At 30.7% G+C, this 20,383-nt stretch carries 19 protein-coding genes; 7 read left to right on the top strand and 12 right to left on the bottom strand.

Annotation, left to right across the window (positions count from 1 at the left end; all coding sequences use genetic code 11):
* Positions 1-4: 4 nt before the first annotated feature.
* Positions 5-682, bottom strand: coding sequence for a UMP kinase (gene pyrH, locus ACR0P1_RS00940; protein WP_432644535.1), 678 nt, complete (start codon positions 680-682; stop codon positions 5-7).
* 76 nt (positions 683-758) lie between these two features.
* Between pyrH and ACR0P1_RS00935 the strand changes: the two genes are divergently transcribed.
* Positions 759-1,451, top strand: a complete 693-nt coding sequence (locus ACR0P1_RS00935; RefSeq protein WP_432644534.1) for a nitroreductase family protein — start codon at positions 759-761, stop codon at positions 1,449-1,451.
* Positions 1,452-1,474: 23 nt separating this feature from the next.
* Here ACR0P1_RS00935 and ACR0P1_RS00930 read toward each other — a convergent pair whose 3' ends face one another.
* Positions 1,475-2,158: an MIP family channel protein gene (locus ACR0P1_RS00930; protein WP_432644533.1), complete on the bottom strand. Its 684-nt coding sequence runs from the start codon at positions 2,156-2,158 to the stop codon at positions 1,475-1,477.
* Between the two features lie 19 nt (positions 2,159-2,177).
* The gene (locus ACR0P1_RS00925; protein ID WP_432644532.1) at positions 2,178-3,323 is read right to left on the bottom strand and encodes an adhesin; all 1,146 of its coding nucleotides are present in this window, start codon (positions 3,321-3,323) and stop codon (positions 2,178-2,180) included.
* A gap of 461 nt (positions 3,324-3,784) precedes the next feature.
* On the opposite strand from ACR0P1_RS00925, the gene ACR0P1_RS00920 reads away from it, so the two are divergent.
* Positions 3,785-8,035 carry a DUF11 domain-containing protein gene (locus ACR0P1_RS00920; protein ID WP_432644531.1) on the top strand — a complete coding sequence of 1,417 codons (4,251 nt, stop codon included), beginning with the start codon at positions 3,785-3,787 and terminating at the stop codon, positions 8,033-8,035.
* A gap of 270 nt (positions 8,036-8,305) precedes the next feature.
* Positions 8,306-8,743 (top strand): hypothetical protein, encoded by a 438-nt coding sequence (locus ACR0P1_RS00915; RefSeq protein WP_432644530.1) that lies wholly within the window; start codon positions 8,306-8,308, stop codon positions 8,741-8,743.
* Positions 8,744-8,754: 11 nt separating this feature from the next.
* Here the strand turns inward: ACR0P1_RS00915 and ACR0P1_RS00910 are convergent, their stop codons facing one another.
* Positions 8,755-9,333, bottom strand: a complete 579-nt coding sequence (locus ACR0P1_RS00910) for a ZPR1 zinc finger domain-containing protein (RefSeq protein WP_432644529.1) — start codon at positions 9,331-9,333, stop codon at positions 8,755-8,757.
* Positions 9,326-10,270, bottom strand: coding sequence for a 3H domain-containing protein (locus ACR0P1_RS00905; protein WP_432644528.1), 945 nt, complete (start codon positions 10,268-10,270; stop codon positions 9,326-9,328). Before ACR0P1_RS00905 ends, ACR0P1_RS00910 begins: the two co-directional genes overlap by 8 nt.
* A 203-nt stretch (positions 10,271-10,473) precedes the next feature.
* On the opposite strand from ACR0P1_RS00905, the gene ACR0P1_RS00900 reads away from it, so the two are divergent.
* Together ACR0P1_RS00900 and ACR0P1_RS00895 are read left to right on the top strand one after the other, a co-directional pair.
* Positions 10,474-11,526, top strand: coding sequence for a DUF1611 domain-containing protein (locus tag ACR0P1_RS00900; protein WP_432644527.1), 1,053 nt, complete (start codon positions 10,474-10,476; stop codon positions 11,524-11,526).
* A gap of 5 nt (positions 11,527-11,531) precedes the next feature.
* Positions 11,532-12,056, top strand: coding sequence for a cell division protein SepF (locus tag ACR0P1_RS00895; protein ID WP_432644526.1), 525 nt, complete (start codon positions 11,532-11,534; stop codon positions 12,054-12,056).
* 45 nt (positions 12,057-12,101) lie between these two features.
* Here ACR0P1_RS00895 and ACR0P1_RS00890 read toward each other — a convergent pair whose 3' ends face one another.
* The gene (locus tag ACR0P1_RS00890; protein ID WP_432644549.1) at positions 12,102-12,896 is read right to left on the bottom strand and encodes a TDT family transporter; all 795 of its coding nucleotides are present in this window, start codon (positions 12,894-12,896) and stop codon (positions 12,102-12,104) included.
* Here ACR0P1_RS00890 and ACR0P1_RS00885 point away from each other — a divergent pair.
* On the top strand, positions 12,877-13,017 hold the full coding sequence (locus tag ACR0P1_RS00885; RefSeq protein WP_432644550.1) for a hypothetical protein: 141 nt from the start codon (positions 12,877-12,879) through the stop codon (positions 13,015-13,017). The two genes, ACR0P1_RS00890 and ACR0P1_RS00885, sit on opposite strands and share 20 nt — an antisense overlap.
* Here ACR0P1_RS00885 and ACR0P1_RS00880 read toward each other — a convergent pair.
* Positions 13,007-13,762 carry a TatD family hydrolase gene (locus ACR0P1_RS00880; protein ID WP_432644525.1) on the bottom strand — a complete coding sequence of 252 codons (756 nt, stop codon included), beginning with the start codon at positions 13,760-13,762 and terminating at the stop codon, positions 13,007-13,009. The genes ACR0P1_RS00885 and ACR0P1_RS00880 overlap by 11 nt on opposite strands.
* 271 nt (positions 13,763-14,033) lie before the next feature.
* On the opposite strand from ACR0P1_RS00880, the gene ACR0P1_RS00875 reads away from it, so the two are divergent.
* On the top strand, positions 14,034-14,819 hold the full coding sequence (locus ACR0P1_RS00875; RefSeq protein WP_432644548.1) for a transcriptional regulator FilR1 domain-containing protein: 786 nt from the start codon (positions 14,034-14,036) through the stop codon (positions 14,817-14,819).
* A 9-nt stretch (positions 14,820-14,828) separates the two neighbouring features.
* Here ACR0P1_RS00875 and glyS read toward each other — a convergent pair whose 3' ends face one another.
* The 5 genes from glyS to tfrB are packed head-to-tail and all read right to left on the bottom strand — an operon-like array spanning position 14,829 to position 20,361.
* Positions 14,829-16,523: a glycine--tRNA ligase gene (glyS, locus tag ACR0P1_RS00870; protein ID WP_432644524.1), complete on the bottom strand. Its 1,695-nt coding sequence runs from the start codon at positions 16,521-16,523 to the stop codon at positions 14,829-14,831.
* 16 nt (positions 16,524-16,539) lie between these two features.
* Positions 16,540-17,124 carry a dCTP deaminase gene (dcd, locus tag ACR0P1_RS00865; RefSeq protein ID WP_432644523.1) on the bottom strand — a complete coding sequence of 195 codons (585 nt, stop codon included), beginning with the start codon at positions 17,122-17,124 and terminating at the stop codon, positions 16,540-16,542.
* Positions 17,125-17,144: 20 nt separating this feature from the next.
* A complete protein-coding gene (locus tag ACR0P1_RS00860; protein ID WP_432644522.1) occupies positions 17,145-17,975 on the bottom strand; it encodes a 4Fe-4S binding protein in 831 nt (276 codons plus the stop codon).
* Positions 17,972-18,874: a TrmJ/YjtD family RNA methyltransferase gene (locus ACR0P1_RS00855; RefSeq protein WP_432644521.1), complete on the bottom strand. Its 903-nt coding sequence runs from the start codon at positions 18,872-18,874 to the stop codon at positions 17,972-17,974. Before ACR0P1_RS00855 ends, ACR0P1_RS00860 begins: the two co-directional genes overlap by 4 nt.
* Before the next feature lie 11 nt (positions 18,875-18,885).
* Positions 18,886-20,361: a fumarate reductase (CoM/CoB) subunit TfrB gene (gene tfrB, locus ACR0P1_RS00850; protein WP_432644520.1), complete on the bottom strand. Its 1,476-nt coding sequence runs from the start codon at positions 20,359-20,361 to the stop codon at positions 18,886-18,888.
* Positions 20,362-20,383 lie beyond the last annotated feature (22 nt).

Here is a 20,383-nt window from a genome sequence, read left to right as displayed (position 1 = left end):
TCACCTATTCGTTAATGATTCTTGTACCTACATTTTCTCCGTTAACTGCTTTGATTAAGTTTTCTGGTTCAAAACCGTTTGTGATAACAGTTTCTAAATTTGATCTTTTAATCATTTGAACAGCAGTTGTGTCGAAAAATTCATAAGTTCCAGCTTTAACATCTTTACCACTTAAAAAGTCCAATAAATCTGTTGCTGTAATTTCAGGGACAAGTTCTGCATCATCAAATTTATTAGGGTCTTTTGTATACATTCCATCAACGGAAGTTAAGTTAATGAGTTTATCTGCTTGAATGTATTCTGCTAAGATTGCAGATACTGCATCGGTACTGTGTGCAGGTTCAGTTCCACCCATTACAATGATTTTTCCACTAGCTGAGAATTCTAAAGCTTCTTGGAAGTTGTGTGGTACTCTTTGATATGCTGCATCACCAAGTGCAGATAACATTAATTTTGCATTGACTCTTGTTACTTCAATTCCAATATCGTCGCATTGTGCTTCTCCAGCACCTAAATCACGAACAACATTGATATATTCTCTAGCAGGTTTTCCACCACCTACAACAACGAACAATTCATGTTCTGTGGCTAAATCTTTTAAAATAGCACTATATTCTTTGAATTTTTCAGAGTCATATTCTTTAAGTAAAATTGATCCTCCAATTGCAATTACAATTTTCATATATTCACCTTATATATGGTATATCTTTTAGATATTATTTAAATTTTAATAAGGATTGGATAAATAACTATTGATGATGAATTTAGAAAAACAAATTTACATTAGAAAATCCTGCCGTAAATATTTAGATGAAGCTATTGATATGGATTTGATTCATAATTTTATGAAATCCGTTAAACCTATTATTAATGAAATTGATTATCATTACGAAATTTTAACACGTGATGAGATAAATGTTCGTAATCGTTGGTCTGCACCTTATTATTTAGCATTATACTCTGAGAAAAAAGAGAATTATCTAATGAACATTGGATTTATTTTTCAACAGCTTTGTTTATATCTTCAAAGTATTGATATTGGAACTTGCTGGGTTGGACTTGATACTCCAAGGAATAACACTTCTGAATTTGTAATTCCAATATCTTTTGGTCGTTCTAATGATATGACAAGAGAATTATCTGGATTCAAAAGGCATAATTTATCTGAAATATCTGATTTTGAAGATGAAAAATTGATTCCTGCACAACTTGCTCCCTCAGCTATTAATTCACAGCCATGGTATTTCAAACATACTGATGATGGTTTTGATGTTTATCAAGTAAAACAAAACATTTTTAAACGCCAAATTCTTAAAAAATTGAATTCTATTGATGTAGGAATAGTTTTGGCTCATATGTATGTAGCTAATGAGAATACTTTTGAATTTAAAATTAAAACTAGTTTTGATGATATCAGGGGTTATACTTACGTTGGAAGTATTAAAATTTAAAAAAAGAAAAAATAGTGGATGATTTAATCATCCTCTGAGGTTAATCCTTTGAAAGTTACTCCTGCAATAATTGCACCGATTACTGGTGCTACAATAAATACCCAAACTTGTTGGAGTGCTTGTCCTCCAATGAATAATGCAGGTGATATACTACGTGCTGGGTTAACAGATGTTCCAGTTAATGGGATTCCCATAATATGTACAAATGTAAGGGTTAAACCAATAATTATACCTGCAATTGTAGCATTTTCTGTTTTTTTGGTAACACCGAGGACGGTAAATACAAATACAAAGGTTAAAATTATTTCAACAATTAGTGCTCCGGTAAGTTTTAAGCCTACACTTGATGCAGTTCCAAATCCATTTTGACCAAGTCCAGTAGCAGCATATCCTCCAAGACTTGGAGCAGAGTTGATTATAATAGCTAAAAGACCAATACCGATAATTGCACCAATACATTGGAATATGATGTACATAACTAAATCCTGTGTTTCTAATCTTCCATCAATCCACATACCAATTGAAACAGCAGGATTGATGTGACATCCAGAGATATCTCCAATAACATATGCCATAGCAACGATTGACAGACCAAATGCTAGTGCAATACCTACTGTTCCTAGTACGGAACCTGCAATAGCCGCACTTCCACAACCAAATAAAACAAGAACCATTGTCCCGATTAGTTCTGATATATATTTTTTCATAAAAATCCCTCTATTTTTTTTATCTTCTGAATCTTCTAACTCTTTTTACAAGCATATATGCAAGGAACAATACAATTAATATTAATGCAAATGGGAATATATGTAGTAATATTGAATCGTTTACTTTATCGAAGTGATATTCACTTTCAAAGCCCATGTGGCTTGCGTCAGTGTGATTTTGAACTATTTTTGCAAAATTGTATGTCAAATCATAGTAACTTATATGAGCTCCTTCATATTCTATTGAATCAGGTGCTTTTCCATTAGCATCCATGTAATTTTTAACGATTCCACCCATTTTGAAATAGTCATAAACACTGTATGTGTCTTTAGTTAAAAATGAAATTCCTAATGGGTTGTCCGGTTCGTCATAACTTTTAGGAATGTCAATTCCATCACCGTTAAGATAGGCACTTGTTTGATAAAGCAATTGTGGGGTAGAATATGAACCATATGGTCCTTTCATTTCATCATCTCCACTTTCAACAAGCATTTTACTTGCATCAGCCATTCCTTTTGGCGGTAGTTTATTTTTCACAATTAACATGTCACTTAACTCTTTTGTTGAGTTATTATTGTAACTATTAACAATATTGACTACTTTCTCTGCTATATCACGGTTCATTTCATCATCGTATTTATCTAAAAGACCATTTTTGTCAACATTGTCAGGATAATCTTTAGCAAGTTGGATATATTGTATTCCTGCATTGTTAAGGAATGTTCCAGGGTCACGTAATCCTGCAAGAGATTCATTTGAATAATTGTCGTCCCATGCCCTTCTTAAGAAATTAGAATGATTATCTAAATCAAAGTCACCACTATTTATAAAAATAATCTGTTTATTTCCAGTAGCAGCTGCAGATGCAAGTTGTATGTAGTTTCCAGCATCTGATGCAGCTATGTTGATACTCACATCACTTGTTACATTTATTGATCGCCAACCTTCTCCGGGTCCTGGAGCAGCATTATCGACGATTACTTGAATTTCACCATTGCTTATTTCTTCAATATAATTCTTAATAGAATTTAGCATCTTTGTGTCAGTTTCTTCATCTATTAAATTATCTGATGTGATGAATGCGGTTTTTGATGCACACACTCCTTGCACAATTGGTGCTGCTATCAACAGAATCATTAATATTATCGCTATTTGTTTTTTCATTATTTCAGTCCTTTATTGAATAATAATTATTTATCAACTTTATCAATAAAATATTTTTTTAAGATACTTTTAAAATATTTCTTTTTAAATCCAATATTTTTTTATTATATTAAGTTTAAGCTGTTTATAAGAAAATATTTAAATAAATTGGTGGTTAATAGACTTTTTGAGGATTTAAAGAGATTATCTTTTATTTTCAGTTAAATTTTGGATTGATTTAAAAAAGGATATTTCTTTTTATTAAATTGAATAATAATTTTTGATTTCGGCATTAAATTTAATTTTAAAATTTTTTGTGTAAGGTAGCTAATTTATAGTTCACTTTAAAATCAATGTTATTTTTTTAAAATTTGGTAATGTGATTTGTTATTTTTAAATAATGACTTAAAATAAGGAGTTTAATTGCTGATTAATAGCTTTTGTTAATTAATAGTGGTAATGTCCTCGATTGAGGTTATACAATGTTAAACAAAATTCAAAAGGTAGATATTAGCAAACCTTTCCTCATTTCATTAATCTTTCTGTGTCTAATGTTCACTTCTTTTGAAGTTGGCATGGAGCATTCATATGCAGTGGATGTAAATGAAAGTTGTGATGATGGATTGGATGTAGATATTGAAAATAAATTAGAAAATTCTCGTGAAAGTAAAATAAGTTTAGATAATACTCAACAAAATCAAATATTGCAGTCAAAAGTAAGTTTGGTAAATGGGGGTATGTTTAAAGATATTCAAAATGCCATAGATAATGCAAGTGATGGAGATACAATAAATCTTGGGGGAACTTTTGTTTCAAGGGGTAATGATACTATTTCTTTGAAAAAGAATCTGACAATTACTTCAACCTCTCAAGCTACATTGGATGGTGGACAGTCAACAATAATTTTAAGAATATTTGCGGGGGCTTCCGGGTCTAAATTGTTGAATTTAAAATTTGTAAATGGATATACAGATGCTAAAGGTGGTGCTATTGTAAGTTCAGCCAAATATGTTACATTGGATAAGTGTGTTTTTGAAAATAATTATGCAAATTTAAGTTCTGGAGCGATACATACGCCGTATAATGCTATGTCTACACTAGGTATGGTAATTAAAAATTGTAATTTTACAAATAATGGTGCTGGAATAGCCGCTGGTGCTTTAGGGATATTCGGAACGGATTTTTTAATTGATAATTGTGTTTTCAATTCAAACTATGTTAAAGGAGATGGGGAATGTTTTGGAGGTGCGGTTCAGATTGGTTTAGATACTGAACCTTCTTACGGTAATGTTAAAAATTGTATATTTGTAAATAATAAAGCCATATCCTCTTCAGGATTAGGCCATGCAGGAGCAGGATGTGTTAGAAATGGTTCATCTTATTATAACTGCATATTTGTTAATAATAGTGCAGATTGGGGTGCTGCTTTAACATATCATGCATCAGGTAATTTAGATAATTGTACGTTAATTAATAATACTGCTACAAAATATGGTGGAGCTGTGGCTATTATGTTGAATTATTTGGATTATATGGATTTAAATATTACAAATAGTATTTTTAGAGGAAATAAAGCTCCATTAGGTGGTGCTGTTAAACTAGATGGGCATAATATAAAAATCGAAGAATCAATATTTGATGATAATTATGCATCTGAATATGGTGGTGCTATCAATATTAATGCGACTAATGTTAAAATAATAAATTCCAAATTTAACAGAAATATCGCAAATATTAATGGTGGTGCGATATTTATCGAAGGTAAAGATACAGAAGTTATAAATTCAAAATTTGTAGAAAATGAAGCAATACCTGATGTTAATAAATTAAATGATGGATTAGGTGGAGCTATTTATGTAAATAGTGTAAAAGTACTGGCTCGAGATAATGAATTTAAATTGAATACAGCAAGAAATGGTAGTGCAATTTACTTTGATAAGGATGGTGTTGAATTTAAATTAGTCAATAATACATTATATCAAAATCAGGCTTGGGTTTATAGTTTACCAATTTTTGCTCATGATATATACTACGGTGAGTCAGAAAACATCAAATCAGTAATTTACGGAGGAAATAATATTGCAGATTTTGATAATTTAAATGTATCAAATGCAATTTATAATGCAGCTAATAATAGTAAAATTGAAATTGATGGAGAACATCCAGTTTCAGGAGCAACCACTAGTGGTGAGCTATACCAAGATGATCGTGAATATAATGTAGGAGTATGGATGACTGTAAAACATGAAGATGGAACTGTTGTTTATGATGATTATTTAAACACAGATTATTTAGGTGCAGTATCCTGTAAATTAGATAATTTAAAACCTGGAAAGTATTATGTTATTGCAAAACATTTTGAAGATAATTGCTACAAGGCAATTACTAATACAACAGTATTTAATGTTATTCCAAAAACTGATACTAAAATCTCAAAGGAAAGTAATGTTGATTCTGTGAATTATGGAGATATGGTCATTTGGACTTTAAATATCACAAATGATGGTCCAAATGATTCAACAGGTGTTGTTGTAAATGATAGGATTCCTGAAGGATTAATTTGGTTAGGTGATGATAGTAATGGAACATATAATCCAGAAACTGGTGTTTTAACAATAGACTTTTTAAAAGTTGGTGAAAGTTTAATTGTAAATATTATGACTAAAGTTAATACAACTGGAAAAATTGTAAACGAAGCTAATGTCACTGCTAAGGAATATGATATTAATTTAGATAATAATCATGATGAAGCAGAGATTGATGTTCCTCCTGCCGTGGATTTAGCAGTAATTAAACGTGTTAATATTACTAATCCTAATTATGGTGATTTGGTTGAGTGGACTTTAATTGTTTCTAATTTTGGTCCTGATGCTGCTCATGATGTAAAAGTAATAGAAATATTTTCAAATTCATTAATTTGGAATAGTGATAATTCTAATGGAACATATAATCCAAAAACTGGAATTTGGAGTATTGGAACTTTAAATAAGGGTAAGTCAATTGAGCTTAATATTATTGTGAAAGTTAATCAAACTGGAAACATTACAAATCATGTTGTAGTGACTGCTCGTGAAAATGATATAGATTTATCCAATAATGAAGCTAATGAAACTATCATAGTTAATAAATCAGGAGATTTAGCTATTTTAAAAACAGTCAATGTAACTGAGGTTAATTATGGTGAATTAGTTAAATGGAAGTTAATAGCTTCCAATAATGGTCCTGATAAGGTAACAGGTATTATTGTTCAGGATATTCTTCCTAATGGATTAATACTTGTTAATAATACAGCAAGTAAAGGATTTTATGACAATGGGATATGGGTAGTATGTTGTCTTGAAAAAGGTGAAATTGAAACTTTAGAGTTAATCTGTAAGGTCAATAAAACAGGAACAATTACAAATCTTGCTAGGATTTCAGGAGTTGAATATGATCCTAATTTAGATAACAATGTTGATAATGAATCAATCACTGTTCCATTAGCATCCGATATTTCCGTTATAAAACAAGTTGATAATGAATATCCATATTTTGGAGATATTATAACTTGGATTATTGAAGTTACAAATAATGGTCCTGATAGAGCAACCAATGTAAGAGTAATTGATGAGTTACCTGAGGGTTTAATGTTTAAGGATTACATTTCAAGCCGTGGAATTTATCAAAATGGTGTTTGGAGTTTAGATTATTTGGATGTGGGTGACAAAGAATATCTAAATATAAGTTGTTATGTTTGTCAGTTAGGTGTTATTGTAAATAATGTATCTGCAATAGCAAACGAGTATGATACCGACAAGTCAAATAATCATGATGATGAGTTGATTGAGGTATTGCCGATTTCAGACATTTCAATTGAAAAATTTGCTAATGTTTCAACAGCTAATTATAAAGATTTAGTAAAATGGACATTAATTGTTTCAAATAACGGTCCTAATGAGGTAATGGATGTTATCGTTGAAGATATGTTGCCCAATTCTTTAAAATTTATTAGTGCAGATGGTGATTACGAAGAGGGTATTTGGTATGTTGGCAATTTAAATGTTGGTGAATCTAAAACATTGGAAATTGTCACAAAAATCATTAAAACAGGGGATATTACTAATGTAGCTACAGTATACTGTAGTGGAGAAGATCCTGATTTGTCAAATAATGAGGATAGGGATACAATTCATATTGGTCCTGCTGCTGACTTGTCAATTACTAAAACAGTTTCTAAATACACATATGGGGTTGGACAAGTAGTTACTTATATTATTAAATTAAATAACAATGGCCCTGATGATGCATTTAATGTTAAAGTTAATGAGGAAGTTCCTAACTCTTTAAGATTGAAGTCATTCAAACAGTCAGCTGGTATATTTGACACTTCAAATAATGTTTGGTCAATAGATAAACTTGCTGCAGGTGAGCAAGTTGAATTATGTATTAAATTTGAAGCATTGTGTGAAGGAATCTTTAAGAACTCTGTACATGTTGTAAGTGATACTTTTGATAACGATTTGAACAATAATCATGATTCTACTTTAGTTAAAATTATTGATGATACTTCAAATAGCATTATGGGGAATGTAACAGGTAATTTTACTAAAAATAGTATTGTCAAAGCTGAAAGTATCAAACAGCCAATTTATAGTCTTGAAAAAAATCCTACCGGAAATTTCATGGAACTGTTGGGTATTTCCATTATTGTTTCGATGATTTTAGGAGGTAGTGATATTTTTAGAAAACGCTAAATTTAAAGTAGCTTTTAAGCTACTTTTTATTATTTTTTTAAAACGATTTTTCAAATTGAAGTAAGTATTAAAATTATTAATTTTACGATTGATAATTTTATATGTTATATATATAAATGATGGTATTATGCTTCATTTTTTTAATTTAAACCAAACTTTTAAATAAGACTTATGATAAATATATTATTACATATTGATAGGATGCTATTTTTTTATAAAAAAACATTTAATGATTCAATATTTTGATAAAAAACAAAAGAGGTGTAATTTATGTCTGAAGAAGAAATGATTGAAGAAACTTCTGAAGAGTTAATTGATGATGAAGAAAAATTACCTTTCGCTAAAGCAGAAGTTGTTCGTTTAATGAAAGAAAATCTCGATGATGACAAGATGATTAGGGAAAGAGTAAAAGTAGAAATGAACAAATTTTTAGGCGATGTTTTAAAAAATGTATGTAAACAATTAAACGATTATCCATACACCACTATTGAATACGAAATGCTTAAAGAATCTACTTATCCTTACACTAATATTGAAAGGATTAATCAAGAAAAAGAAAGAATTTTATTACATTTAGAAGCTATTAAAGCAGATTGTAATGCATTAGCTATGGATGTACAAAAAACATTAAAATTAAAAGATGTTGTAGAAGAAAATGAGTTCAGCTTCTTAAAATCAGATGATGATGAAGAAGACGAAGAAGAATAATTCTTCTTTACTTATTCTTCTATATGACTAAAACCTGTTTTTAAATTGCACAATTCCTCTTCGGGAATTTCAGAAATCTCAACACTATCACTTACGATATTACTTTGACCAAACGGATCCAAAATAATCAAAGTTGCAGTTCCGTTTCCTTTTTTAAGTTCTTGAATTTCACTTAAAGTCTTTTTACCGTTTGTCTGTGATGCATCATCATCAAATAATTTTAAAGCTTTTTTTACAGCGTCTTCAAAACGAGTGAGGATACCTTCAATATTTGTTACATATCCTTCGGATTTTGGACCAGGTTCCACCTTAATGCCAACTTCAGGAATCATAACGGTTGCGGATTGTGATCTGACAACTCTTATGGATAAGTTGTTTTTATTGATTTCAATAGTATATTTTGCAGGGTCATTTTGCTCTAAAGCTATAACATCGCTATGTTTAAATCCACATTCAGGACATTGGATAGTTGTTTCTAAAACTTTTCCAAAGTGAGGTATTTCAATTTCTTTCATAATTGATTTAGCAACTCCTTCAACAGAGCAAACAGGACATTTTATAATCATTTCATTAATTTCCATTTCATTCATTTAAAACATATCCTTTATTTTGTAATTCTTGTATGATTTGATCTAATTTTTCAGGATTTGAAGTACATATTTTAAACTCTCTGTACTTGGATAATTCGTATAATTGGGATAAATATTCTCTTTTGTCTTTATTTTCAGTAATAGTTTTTATAAATTTCTTTGCAGATTGAGTGTCATGTACATTAATATTTCTTATTAATGGTTCTTTAAATCCTTTAATATTGTATGTAACTTTCTCAATAGTTCCATTATTATCATTGATTATGATATTAACAACATCTTCTAATTCATCAATTGAGTTAGTAAGATTAATATTAGTACAAGATTTATGAATTGTGGATAAAATATTGTCCAATGTTTCCTCAATTGAACCTGCATTGATGATTCTAACATTATTACTTTGGGCTTGATTTAATAAGTGATCATGAATAATCCTATTTTCTCTAAAGAAATCTAATTGTTTTCCACCTCTATGGATTTGAATGGCTCTTTTAACAAATCTTTCTTTATGGGATTCTTCATCAGAACTTAAAATAAAGAAGTGAATATTAGCATCATCTTCAAATTGTTCGGTATTTATTAATCCAGGAACCAGATGCACTCCTTCGATAACAATATTATCATAATCGGTGATTGCTCTTTGAATAATTTTTTCTATAGCAGGTATTACATAAGATGCATGGTCATCAAATCCTGCAGATACAAGTTCTTCATAATTTTCATATCTATTTTTGTTTCTAATATGTTTATAAGCATCATAAGATGAGCTATGAAGTGCGGGAGCATATTCTTTACCAATTATTCCACGAACAACTGCTCTTACAAAGTCACTTTCAATTAAATGTTTTATATTTAATGATTTTGCGACTTCAGCAGCAATAGTTGATTTTCCAATTCCTGATGCACTTCCAATCAGTATGACATAAGGTTTTCTCATTAAGATTCACCTGAAATTTATCATTATTAATTTTATTTCTATATTAATTATATTAATTAATTTTTCTAAAACATCTATATTTATTAATGTAAAAAATTATAATTATTATATAATAATATTATTTTTAAAATTATTTTGAAGAATTTTAAGATAATTTAATTTTACATGGTTGTTATAAATTATAAGTTATAGGGGTGAAATTTTTGTATTCAGTAAAATCAGTAAAAGAAATTCAAGATTTAAATCCATTTATAGTAGTTGGTTGTGGTGGTGGAGGTGAAAAATTCTCCAATCTTGAAGGTATAGAAACTGTTGGATTCATAGATGATAGTGTTAAAAAACAAGGAAAAGAATTCTGTGGTCATATTGTGGCAAGTAGCTTAGAAGAATGTCTTAATGAAAATAATGGTGCAAAATCATTAGTAATCATGCTTCCTATTGGTGCAGAAGGTGCAGCTTTAAAATATGCAGTTCAAGCTATTGACGCAGGATTAAATGTTATCACTTCATTTAGATCATTATCAATTGCAGAAAATACTTCTTTAAAAAAATTTGCTGATGCAAAAGGTGTTGTAATTAAAGAAATAGGTTCTAGATTAGATGTTGTTAAAACAATAGCGGGTGTAGCTCCTGAAAAACCATGTGAAGTATTACCTAAAATTTCATATAAAGCAAAAGCACCAGTAATTTTTGTTGGTGGAACTTCACAGGAATGTGGTAAAAGGACTACTACTAAAGCATTAGGTATTGCAAGTATGAAAAGAGGATTAACTCCTGCAATTATATCTACTGATGAAATGGGATTAGAAGAACCTACTGATTTTAACTTTAGAGCGGGAAGTTTATCTGCAATGGATGTTCCAGCAGCAGTATTATCTGCAATTAAGTATATAGAAGAAACAAAACAACCAGATATTATTTTTATTGAAGGTCAATCCAGTTTAACTGAAAAAGGAAATCCACACCCAAGAGGATTATCCGCAGCTATTTTAATTGGTGCTGCTCCTGATGCAGTTATTGTGGGACACAGACCAAATCACCCGTACAGAGAACCTAGAAGTATTGAAAATGAAATCAGAGCTATTGAAGCTGTTGAACCTACTAAAGTTGTTGGTTTATCAATCAATCTTAAAAATGCTAGCTTAGATTTATGTACTGAAGTCTTTGAATCTAAATATAATTTACCTGCTGAAGATGTTTATAATAATGGTGCTGATAAATTATTAGATGCTATTTTTGAATATTTAGGGGAGTAATTTAAATGAGCTTTATCGATAATTTAAAAAGAAGTTTAGGTTATGAGGAAACAGAAGATAGTAAGAATCAAGAAGGTGAAGGTTTTAGCTTTTCTGAATTTATAAATGATTTTTCTAAATCCATTAAAAATTCTAGAGTACAACGTAATCAGCAAAAACAAGCAAATTCTCAGCAATATGAACCGGCTCCTGAACCACAAGCTCCTAGGACAGTTCCAGTTTATGATGATTTTGAGGAGGAGTTTGTAATCACACCTGATCAATCATTTTATGAAATTGTATTAATTAGACCAAAAACTCTTGATGATATCAATTATATGGTTGACCAAATTCTTGAAGAGAAAAATCCTGTAATTGTTGATTTGTCCTTTTTAGAAAAAGAAAGTGAAGCTAATTTTAAATTAGCTGGGGATAAGATTAGACAAATGAGGACAAAGTATGGTGTTCAGGCATTATTGCTTGCACGTACTGATGATAAAGATTTAATCATCATTGCACCGGATAAAGTAAAATTAGTCAATAAAGGATAAGTAGATTTATTTCTACTTCTTTTTATTCTGTTTTTTTATAATTGCCTAAAATTTATTTTTATTTAAAAATCCATAGTATTCAAACAATACGTAAAATACTACAATTATTGCTATCATGGTTTCAATTGTCTGTATTGAAGACAATAATGTATTTGAACCTACTATTTTTGTAATGTTCTTTGTTGCAAGACCGCTTATTACAAAAGGGAATGTAAATGCTGCAAAACTTGGATAAAACTTTAAAGTTCTATATTCAACTAGTTTATAGAATGAAAACATGAAGAATACTAACGAAAGGGAGTATAATCCGATTAAAAATTCAATGGATATTGCAGGTGCTGAATTTACATATCCTACAATCAGTATGCTCATAAGTGCAGCGAAAATACATGTCGTTGGTTTATATGCATCAGGCAGGTCAGGATATTTAACATATCTATAAATCATTAACGGTAATGTAATTATCATTGAAATGAAACCTACAATCCAGAATATGAATCCTATTTCTTTAAGTCCATGAGCGGGTGAGGTTATTGCAACCATTGAAATTCCAACATACACAATCCAGTAAGTCGGATAGACTTCATTTATATTAAGATTATGTATGATAAAATGATATGTAAAGTAAATCATTAGCAGAATATGCATACCAATTCCTATTATCCATATATAATGTGAGATAATTGGCAAAAATCCTATGGTGTATGTAGATAAAAGCATCAAACTCATTGAAAAAGTTCCGGAACTGCTTGCAAGAACTATATTTTTAAAATCATTCCTGATATCTTCAGGGTAAACCAAGGCTTTTGCAATTAGTAAAATGAGTAATATAACTCCCATGATTCCAAATAAATACTTAACATTTGGAATATCCAACAAATTGCCTAATGATAACATTGAAAGAGCTAAACATGCAATTGGAATTGGAATATGTTTAATGAGCATGTTATCTAAATTTTAAAATAATCTTCAGCATTCTTATGGGATATTTTGTCTATGTTGCTTTTTTTATAACCGAGTCTGGTCAATTCACGAATGGTTTTAGCAACGGAAAGTGGATCTGATGGCTTATTGCTCATGTCACTATTTAAAAGGAAATTATCAAATCCATAATTGTCTAAAATATCAATAGCTCCGGCAACATCAAGTTTTTGTGGTTGAACGGTCAATCCAAGCATATAATCATTGTCAATAACTTCTTCAATGATATCATGATTAATATGGTCAATAACTGCTTGTGATTCATCTAAATGCTGTGGAACTATGTCTAAAATTACATTTAATACTTCCAATTTGTTTTTTCTTGGTGTATGAATAATAACTTTTGAATTGGTCTCATCTGCAATATCTAACTGTTTTTTAAATATGTCAATTTCAGTTTCGGTTAAATCTTCAAGACCAATTTCTCCAATAGCTACGATTTGGTCATTTTCAATCCATTTGTACATTTCATCAAAAATCATTTGAGGATTTTCAATGCTGTTTGTTGGATGAATTCCTAAAGCTACTTTTAAGTCTAGTCCGTATTGTGATGCTCTTTTGGTATCGTATTCTAAAATTCTGTTTAAATGGTTTAAAAGAATGTTTTCAGCATCAATCTTATACGGATAATAGCTACAGGTTATTGCACTGTCAATTCCGGATAAATACATTTTCCTAAAATCTTCACTGCTTCTTGCATCTGCATGGATATGTGTATCAATCATAAAAATCACGTTAATATTTATCTTTTTATAAGTTTATCAACCTTTCTTTAAATTATTATTTTCTCTTTTTTAAGAGAATATGTCTTATTTTTGTATAATGGGTAAATTTTAAGGTGGTAATTATTAATCGAACTTCATTAGCTGAGTAATGCCCTAAAAAAATTTTTCAATATTTAAGTCTTTGCCAATTGTTATTTTTCGCTTTTTCTCACTTCAAGAGATTTTATATTTTATAGTAATAATAATTAATGATGTAAGTAATACTCGATTGGTGATTAACTTGGAAAACAATGAAAACTATTTAAAAAGCTATGATTCGATTTCAGAAGATGTAAAATATCTTACCAATTCAATAATTAGATTAAAGATATTGGCAACATTGTACAAATGTCCTTTAAACATGAAAGATATAAACAGCACCACCTCCTTAAGTTACAGCTCAATATCAAGCAATCTGCACAATTTGGAGTTAAAGGGGATAGTGTATCGGGAGCACAATAAATATTTTTTATCAAATTCATATAGAATGGAAGTGGAACAGGTCTTAAGACTAAGTAATCTGCTTGATTTGTTAAATGATTTTTTTAATATCTTAGATAAGCATCTTGTTGATGTCATACCTAACCAGTCTGTTGTCGAGCTATACTTGATTGGAAATGCTCGTCTTATTGAATCAGACGGTGTTGACGTGTATAGAATTTATAAATTCATTGAATATGCACTGGAATCTGCAGATGAGGTCAAATGCATTTTGCCGTTTTATCATGAGACATTTAACGACAAATTAAATGAATTAGCAAAAAACAATAAAAAAGTGGAGGTTATGGTTCCGCATAGCCTTTTTAAGGTCTTTGATGAAAAGTCAGAAATTGAAAACTTGTCTTTTTTCAGTGGAGAAAAAGCCTTTTTACTAATTATTACAAATGAGTCGATGATTTTAGGTCTTTTTAAAGAAGATGGTTATTTTGATCAAAATAGATTATTAACTTCTAAAAATAGTGATTCAATAAAATGGGCTAATAATCTGTATAAAAATTTTAAAAGTAAAAATAAATGAGTTTTAAACTCATTTATAATATTCTTCTACATAATCAGCTAACTCAGCAATTGGAATTCTTTCTTGAGCTTCACTGTCTCTGTTTCTAACAGTTACTTGATTATCTTCTAATGTATCAAAGTCAACAGTAATTGCAAGAGGAATTCCTATTTCATCTGCTCTTGCATATCTTTTTCCAATAGTTCCTGTAGCATCATATTCCACTTTATATCCGTTCATCTTGAATTGTTCATTTAATTCCTGAGCAATTTCACGAGGTCCTTCTTTATTGACAAGAGGGAAAATTCCAAGTTGAACTGGAGCTACGGATTTGTTAAATTTGAAGTAATCCTTTTCTTCTGTTTGAGTAAATGAATGTAATAAAACAGCATAAGTGATACGATCAATACCAAATGACGGTTCAATAACATGAGGAATAATCTTTTCACCACTTATTTCTTCTTCTACATCTTCAAAGATAAGTAAATCTTCTGGCACTTCATATACTTTATCTAATTCTACTGTAAATTTACCTTCAGATTCAATAGCTGATTTAATATCTTCAATATCAGCATCTTCAATAGCCTGTTTTACTTTAGGAGAATCTCCTTTGAATATTGGTCCGAATTTAGATAAATTAGGTTTGACAATAGTTTTTTGAACTTTTTTAGGTTCATCATATTCTATAAATACATTTAATTCATCGTTACTGTATTTGGAGTGTGAAGATAAATCATAGTTTCCTCTGTCAGCTATTCCAATGATTTCAACCCAACCGTATTTGTCGGTTTTAACTTCAACATCCCAGCAATCAAGTGCATAGTGAGCCATTTCTCCTGCTAAATGTTGTCTGAATCTTAAAACATCTTCTGGGATTCCAATTTCAGTCAAGAATTTACGAGCTAAATATAATTGGTAGATTAACATTTCATTAGCAACAATTCCTTTATCAAGTGCTTCACGAGCAGTGATTTCCAATGGTTCCAAATCATTTTCCTGAACTTCCTGTGAGTTTAGGCGTAATACTACATCTTCGATTTGTGAAAATTTAGGATGAGTTTTTTCTTTAGGATTTACAAAGATTTCTGCTTCTGCTTGTGTGAATTCCCTGAGTCTGATAACTCCTTGTCTTGGTGAAATTTCATTTCTGTATGCTTTTCCAAGTTGAACAACTCCAAATGGAAGTTTTCCTCTAAAGAATCTTTCTAAACGTTTAAATAAAATGAAAATTCCTTGTGCGGTTTCAGGTCTCATGTAACCTACTTTATCACCTTTAGCACCAATTTCGGTTTTAAACATTAAATTATAATTCCAAATGTTTGATAAGTCCCCTTCACATTCCGGACATTTGATGTTGTTATCAATTACGATTTGGTCAAGTTCTTCATTTTCAAGACTTTCAACGTCTTTGCCTATGGCATCTTCAATGATGTGGTCTGCTCTGAAAACTTCTCCACATTTTTCACATTTACACATTGGATCGGTAAAGTTGTCAACGTGTCCTGATGCTTTCAACACTTCTTTAGGCATTACGGTTGGACCTTCAATTTCATAAAATCCTTCACCTGAAACGTATTGTTTTCTCCATTTTTGCATGATATTATTTTTTAAGCTTGCTCCAAGTGGACCGTAATCTGTAAAACCGGATACTCCTGAGTAAATTTCAAATGACGGCCATAAAAATCCTCTTTTCGCACTAATGTTTGACATTTTATCATGATTCATAAATATTATCTCCAATTTATTTTTTTAATTCGTAATCTAATTTAACTCTACTGCTTTCAGGACTGGTCTGTCCCATATATTTGCTTTGTCTATCTGGATGTCCATAAGGAACTTCTGATGGTGTGGTCATGGTTTCAAATACAATTTGACATACTCTTTGACCAGGGTATAAAGCAACTGGCATTGCACCAATATTTGATATTTCTAATGTAATTTTTCCTTCAAAACCAGGATCGATAAATCCAGCTGTAACGTGCATTGTAACACCAAGCCTACCCATACTTGAACGACCTTCAACTCTTGCAACTAAATCGTCTGGTACTTTAACATACTCTAATGTTGTAGCTAGTGCAAATTCATTAGGATGAATTATAAATGCTTCACCATCTTTAACAGTAGTTGATTCCATGTAAGATGCAATATCTTCTTCATCTTTTGGATCAATGTATGGTTTTCTAATAACCTTAAATACTTTAAATTCATCTCCCAGTCGCATATCAACAGAAGATGGTTGTATTTGTTTTTCATCTAAAAGAGGTTCAATACCAATTTTGCATTCTTTTAAATATTTTTTTATAGTCGTATCACTTAAAATAGCCATTTTATCACACAAATAAGTTTTTATAATTCTTTTATTTCAATTAAATCATTCATTCTATTAACCACATTGTCAATGGTTTTATCGGAGTAACCAATAGTAATCGCATCAAATTTACATGTATTAATACAGAGCCCACATCCTTTGCAGGTATTATAATCAATTGTTATTCTGTTATCTTTTAAACTGATAGCCTTATACATGCAAACCTCATCTAAGCATTTTTTACAAAGCCTACATTTATCTTCATGGAGTTTTACTTCAACACCTTCAAGTTTTTCTAGTTTACCACTTATGTCTTCATGTAAATTAGGATAAACTTTCCACAGGCAACAACATGGACAGCAATGGCAAATTGTCAAAAGCCCTTTTCTAGGTCTTATATTCATCCATACTGTATCAATCTTATTTCTTCCAATGATATGGGTAAGTCCGGCAGCATCTGCTTTATCGATTTGGGCAAGTGCTTCTTCTACTGTTGCCTTTTTTCCAATGTTTTTTGGAATTTTTCTAGATGTCGGACCAAGGAATATGCATCCAATATCCTGAGGATAATCCTGACAGTTATTTGAACTCCTACAAAGACAGGTATTCATAATGACAATATCATCGCAGTGTTTAACAACTTCTTTAATAACATCTGTTGGCAGGAATTCGGAACCTTCTGACTCGATTTTCTTGTTTATACTGATAGTATTTGGTATAACAACGATTTCATCATCCTTAAAAAGAAAGTTATCAATGAATTTCTTGTAAACCTTTGATTTTTTAGTTATTCCAGCTATCCAAAATCTCCAGTTGAAAATATACTTTAAAACAAATATACTGAAGTCTGCAAAGCTGATTTTTTTCATTGTTCACCCATTTTATTTTTCAGACGTCTTAATATTCCCTTGAATGTATGTGCCTCTCTTGAGGTAATGAATGCTCTTGAAATAATGTTATTGAAAGTTTTAATTCCATTTCTTTTTTTATGCTCCGGAATGTCTAAATTATTAATCAAATCCACCATATCTTTTAGCAGATAGTCCTTTTCTATGTTTGTGCTTTCATCAAGTCCTTCTGCACCAAAATCATGCTTATTTTTAAATATCTCATAAAATATTATAGCCGCTGCATGTGAAATATTTAAAATTGGATATGTTGGATCTGTTGGAATGGAAACACAGATATCACAGTCTGCGATTTCCTTATTTGTAAGTCCATTTCCTTCTCTTCCAAATAATATTGCTATTTTATTTGAAACATTCATGGATTGCCCAAGTTCTTCCGGCCTTATAGGAATTCTTGATAGATTATAACTTCCACCAGCCATTCCGGTTGACGCAACTTTAAAATCAATTCTCTGTGATTGGTAAAAATCATCTAAAGTAGGAAAAATCTTTGCATTTTCAACAATATACTTTCCATGAGTAGCCTGATAATATGCTTCCTTGGTTAATGTAGGTGGATTAATCAATACAAGATTTTTCAATCCGAAGTTTGCCATAGTCCTTGCAAGAAAACCAATATTTCCAGGAGTTTCACATTCTACAAAAACAATGTAAATATTATCCTTAAAAAGACTAACTTCCTTTTGCTCTTGGTCTTTTATATGTTTTGCTCTTGCAGTTCCTCTGGATTGATTAGTTGATTTTGCTTTTTTTGCTGAAGTTGATTTTTTATCGCTGTCTTCCTTTTCTTTTTTTGAATCTAGTGGTGCAGTTTCAACTATCTTATGCTCACTAACAGCTGTATCTCCTATATTAATCAACTCCTAATCAATTATTCATAAGCTTTATCTAACAATTCTAAAATGTGCATGCATTTAATGTCTTCTCGTCCAATTGCATCCAAACCATCTTGTATATTTAATTCACAAAATGGACATATGGTAATTACTGCATCGGCACCAGTATCTTCAATCATTTCTGCTTTTGCTTTGGATAACTCCATTGCTATTTCTGGTTTTCCGGATTTTATTCCTCCACCGGCACCGCAACATTGGGAAGGGTATGACATTTCTTTAAATTCAACACCAGGTATCTTTTTAATAATTTCCCTAGGTGCATCTGTAATGCCCTGACCTCTAGCCAAATGACAAGGGTCATGGTAGGTAACAGTCATATTGACCTCTTTTAGTTTATCCTCATCAAGTTTATCAACTAAAAACTCACTAATGTCCATAACATTAAGTTTTGAGCCAAAATCAGGATGATTATTTTTCAATGTGGAACCACAACCGGAACAGACTGTAATTACAGTATTGTAATCCTTGAAGACTTCTTTATTTTTGTCAACAAGTTCCTGAACAATGTCGGTTTGACCAGTTCTCAAAAGAGGAGAACCACAGCAAACTTGGCCTTCAGGAACATCAATGTCTATTCCGTTTTCTTTTAAGACTTTAACTAATCTATGGCCAACTTCAGGGAATTTATAGTCAACCATACAACCGGTAAAGAAAGCTATTTTTGAACCAGTTTTATTTTCAGCCTCTTTGATAAACGGTCCTTTATCAGCTTTGATGGATCGTCCTGTTTTTAAAATGTTTTCTTTAAATGCAACATGTTCAGGTAGTGGTCCAGAACCGTTTGCAACTGCAATAGCTCTCATTTTTTCTATTGCATCTCCAAAGGTGTTGATGTTTTTCGGACAAACAGATAAACATTTACCACAACTGGTACATTTATATAATCCTTCATCTAATGCCTCTTTAAGCCTATCATAATTATCCCTAGGGTCAGTATCAAACTTGTTGATATATCTCATTAGATAAGGTCCACCAAATTCCTCTGTTGCAATATTAACAACAGGACAAGTTGAATAGCAAGAATAACATTCAATACAATTTCTCACCTTTTTAGTATCTTTTGTATCCTCTTTAGTGATGCTGGTGTCTAAATGGTCACATTTATGATCACATTGAAGAGATAACTCTAAATCTTTTACTTTTGCTTCAATACTAGATTTATCAACAATCAAGTCTTTAATCACTGGGAATCTAAGAGGTTCAATAATAGCTCCGTCTTCAATTTCTTTTTGACAAGCTAATGCACCATTTCCATTAAATAAGATTCCACAGGAACCACATTGTCCTGCCCTACAAGAACTTCTAAAACTAATATCTGCATCATATTTTTCATTAATAGCATTAAGCGCGTCAAGAACCTTCATACTAGGTGCTTTATCTATTTCATAACATTCTAAATGAGGTTCTTTGTCTGTTTCGCTATCAAATCTTGAAACATAAACTTTAATCATTATTCTTCCCCAAGAAATAAAT

The organism is Methanobrevibacter sp. (assembly GCF_050872065.1).
In the GTDB taxonomy this organism is placed as follows: Archaea; Methanobacteriota; Methanobacteria; order Methanobacteriales; family Methanobacteriaceae; genus Methanocatella.
This window is presented reverse-complemented; position numbering and strand designations above follow the sequence as displayed.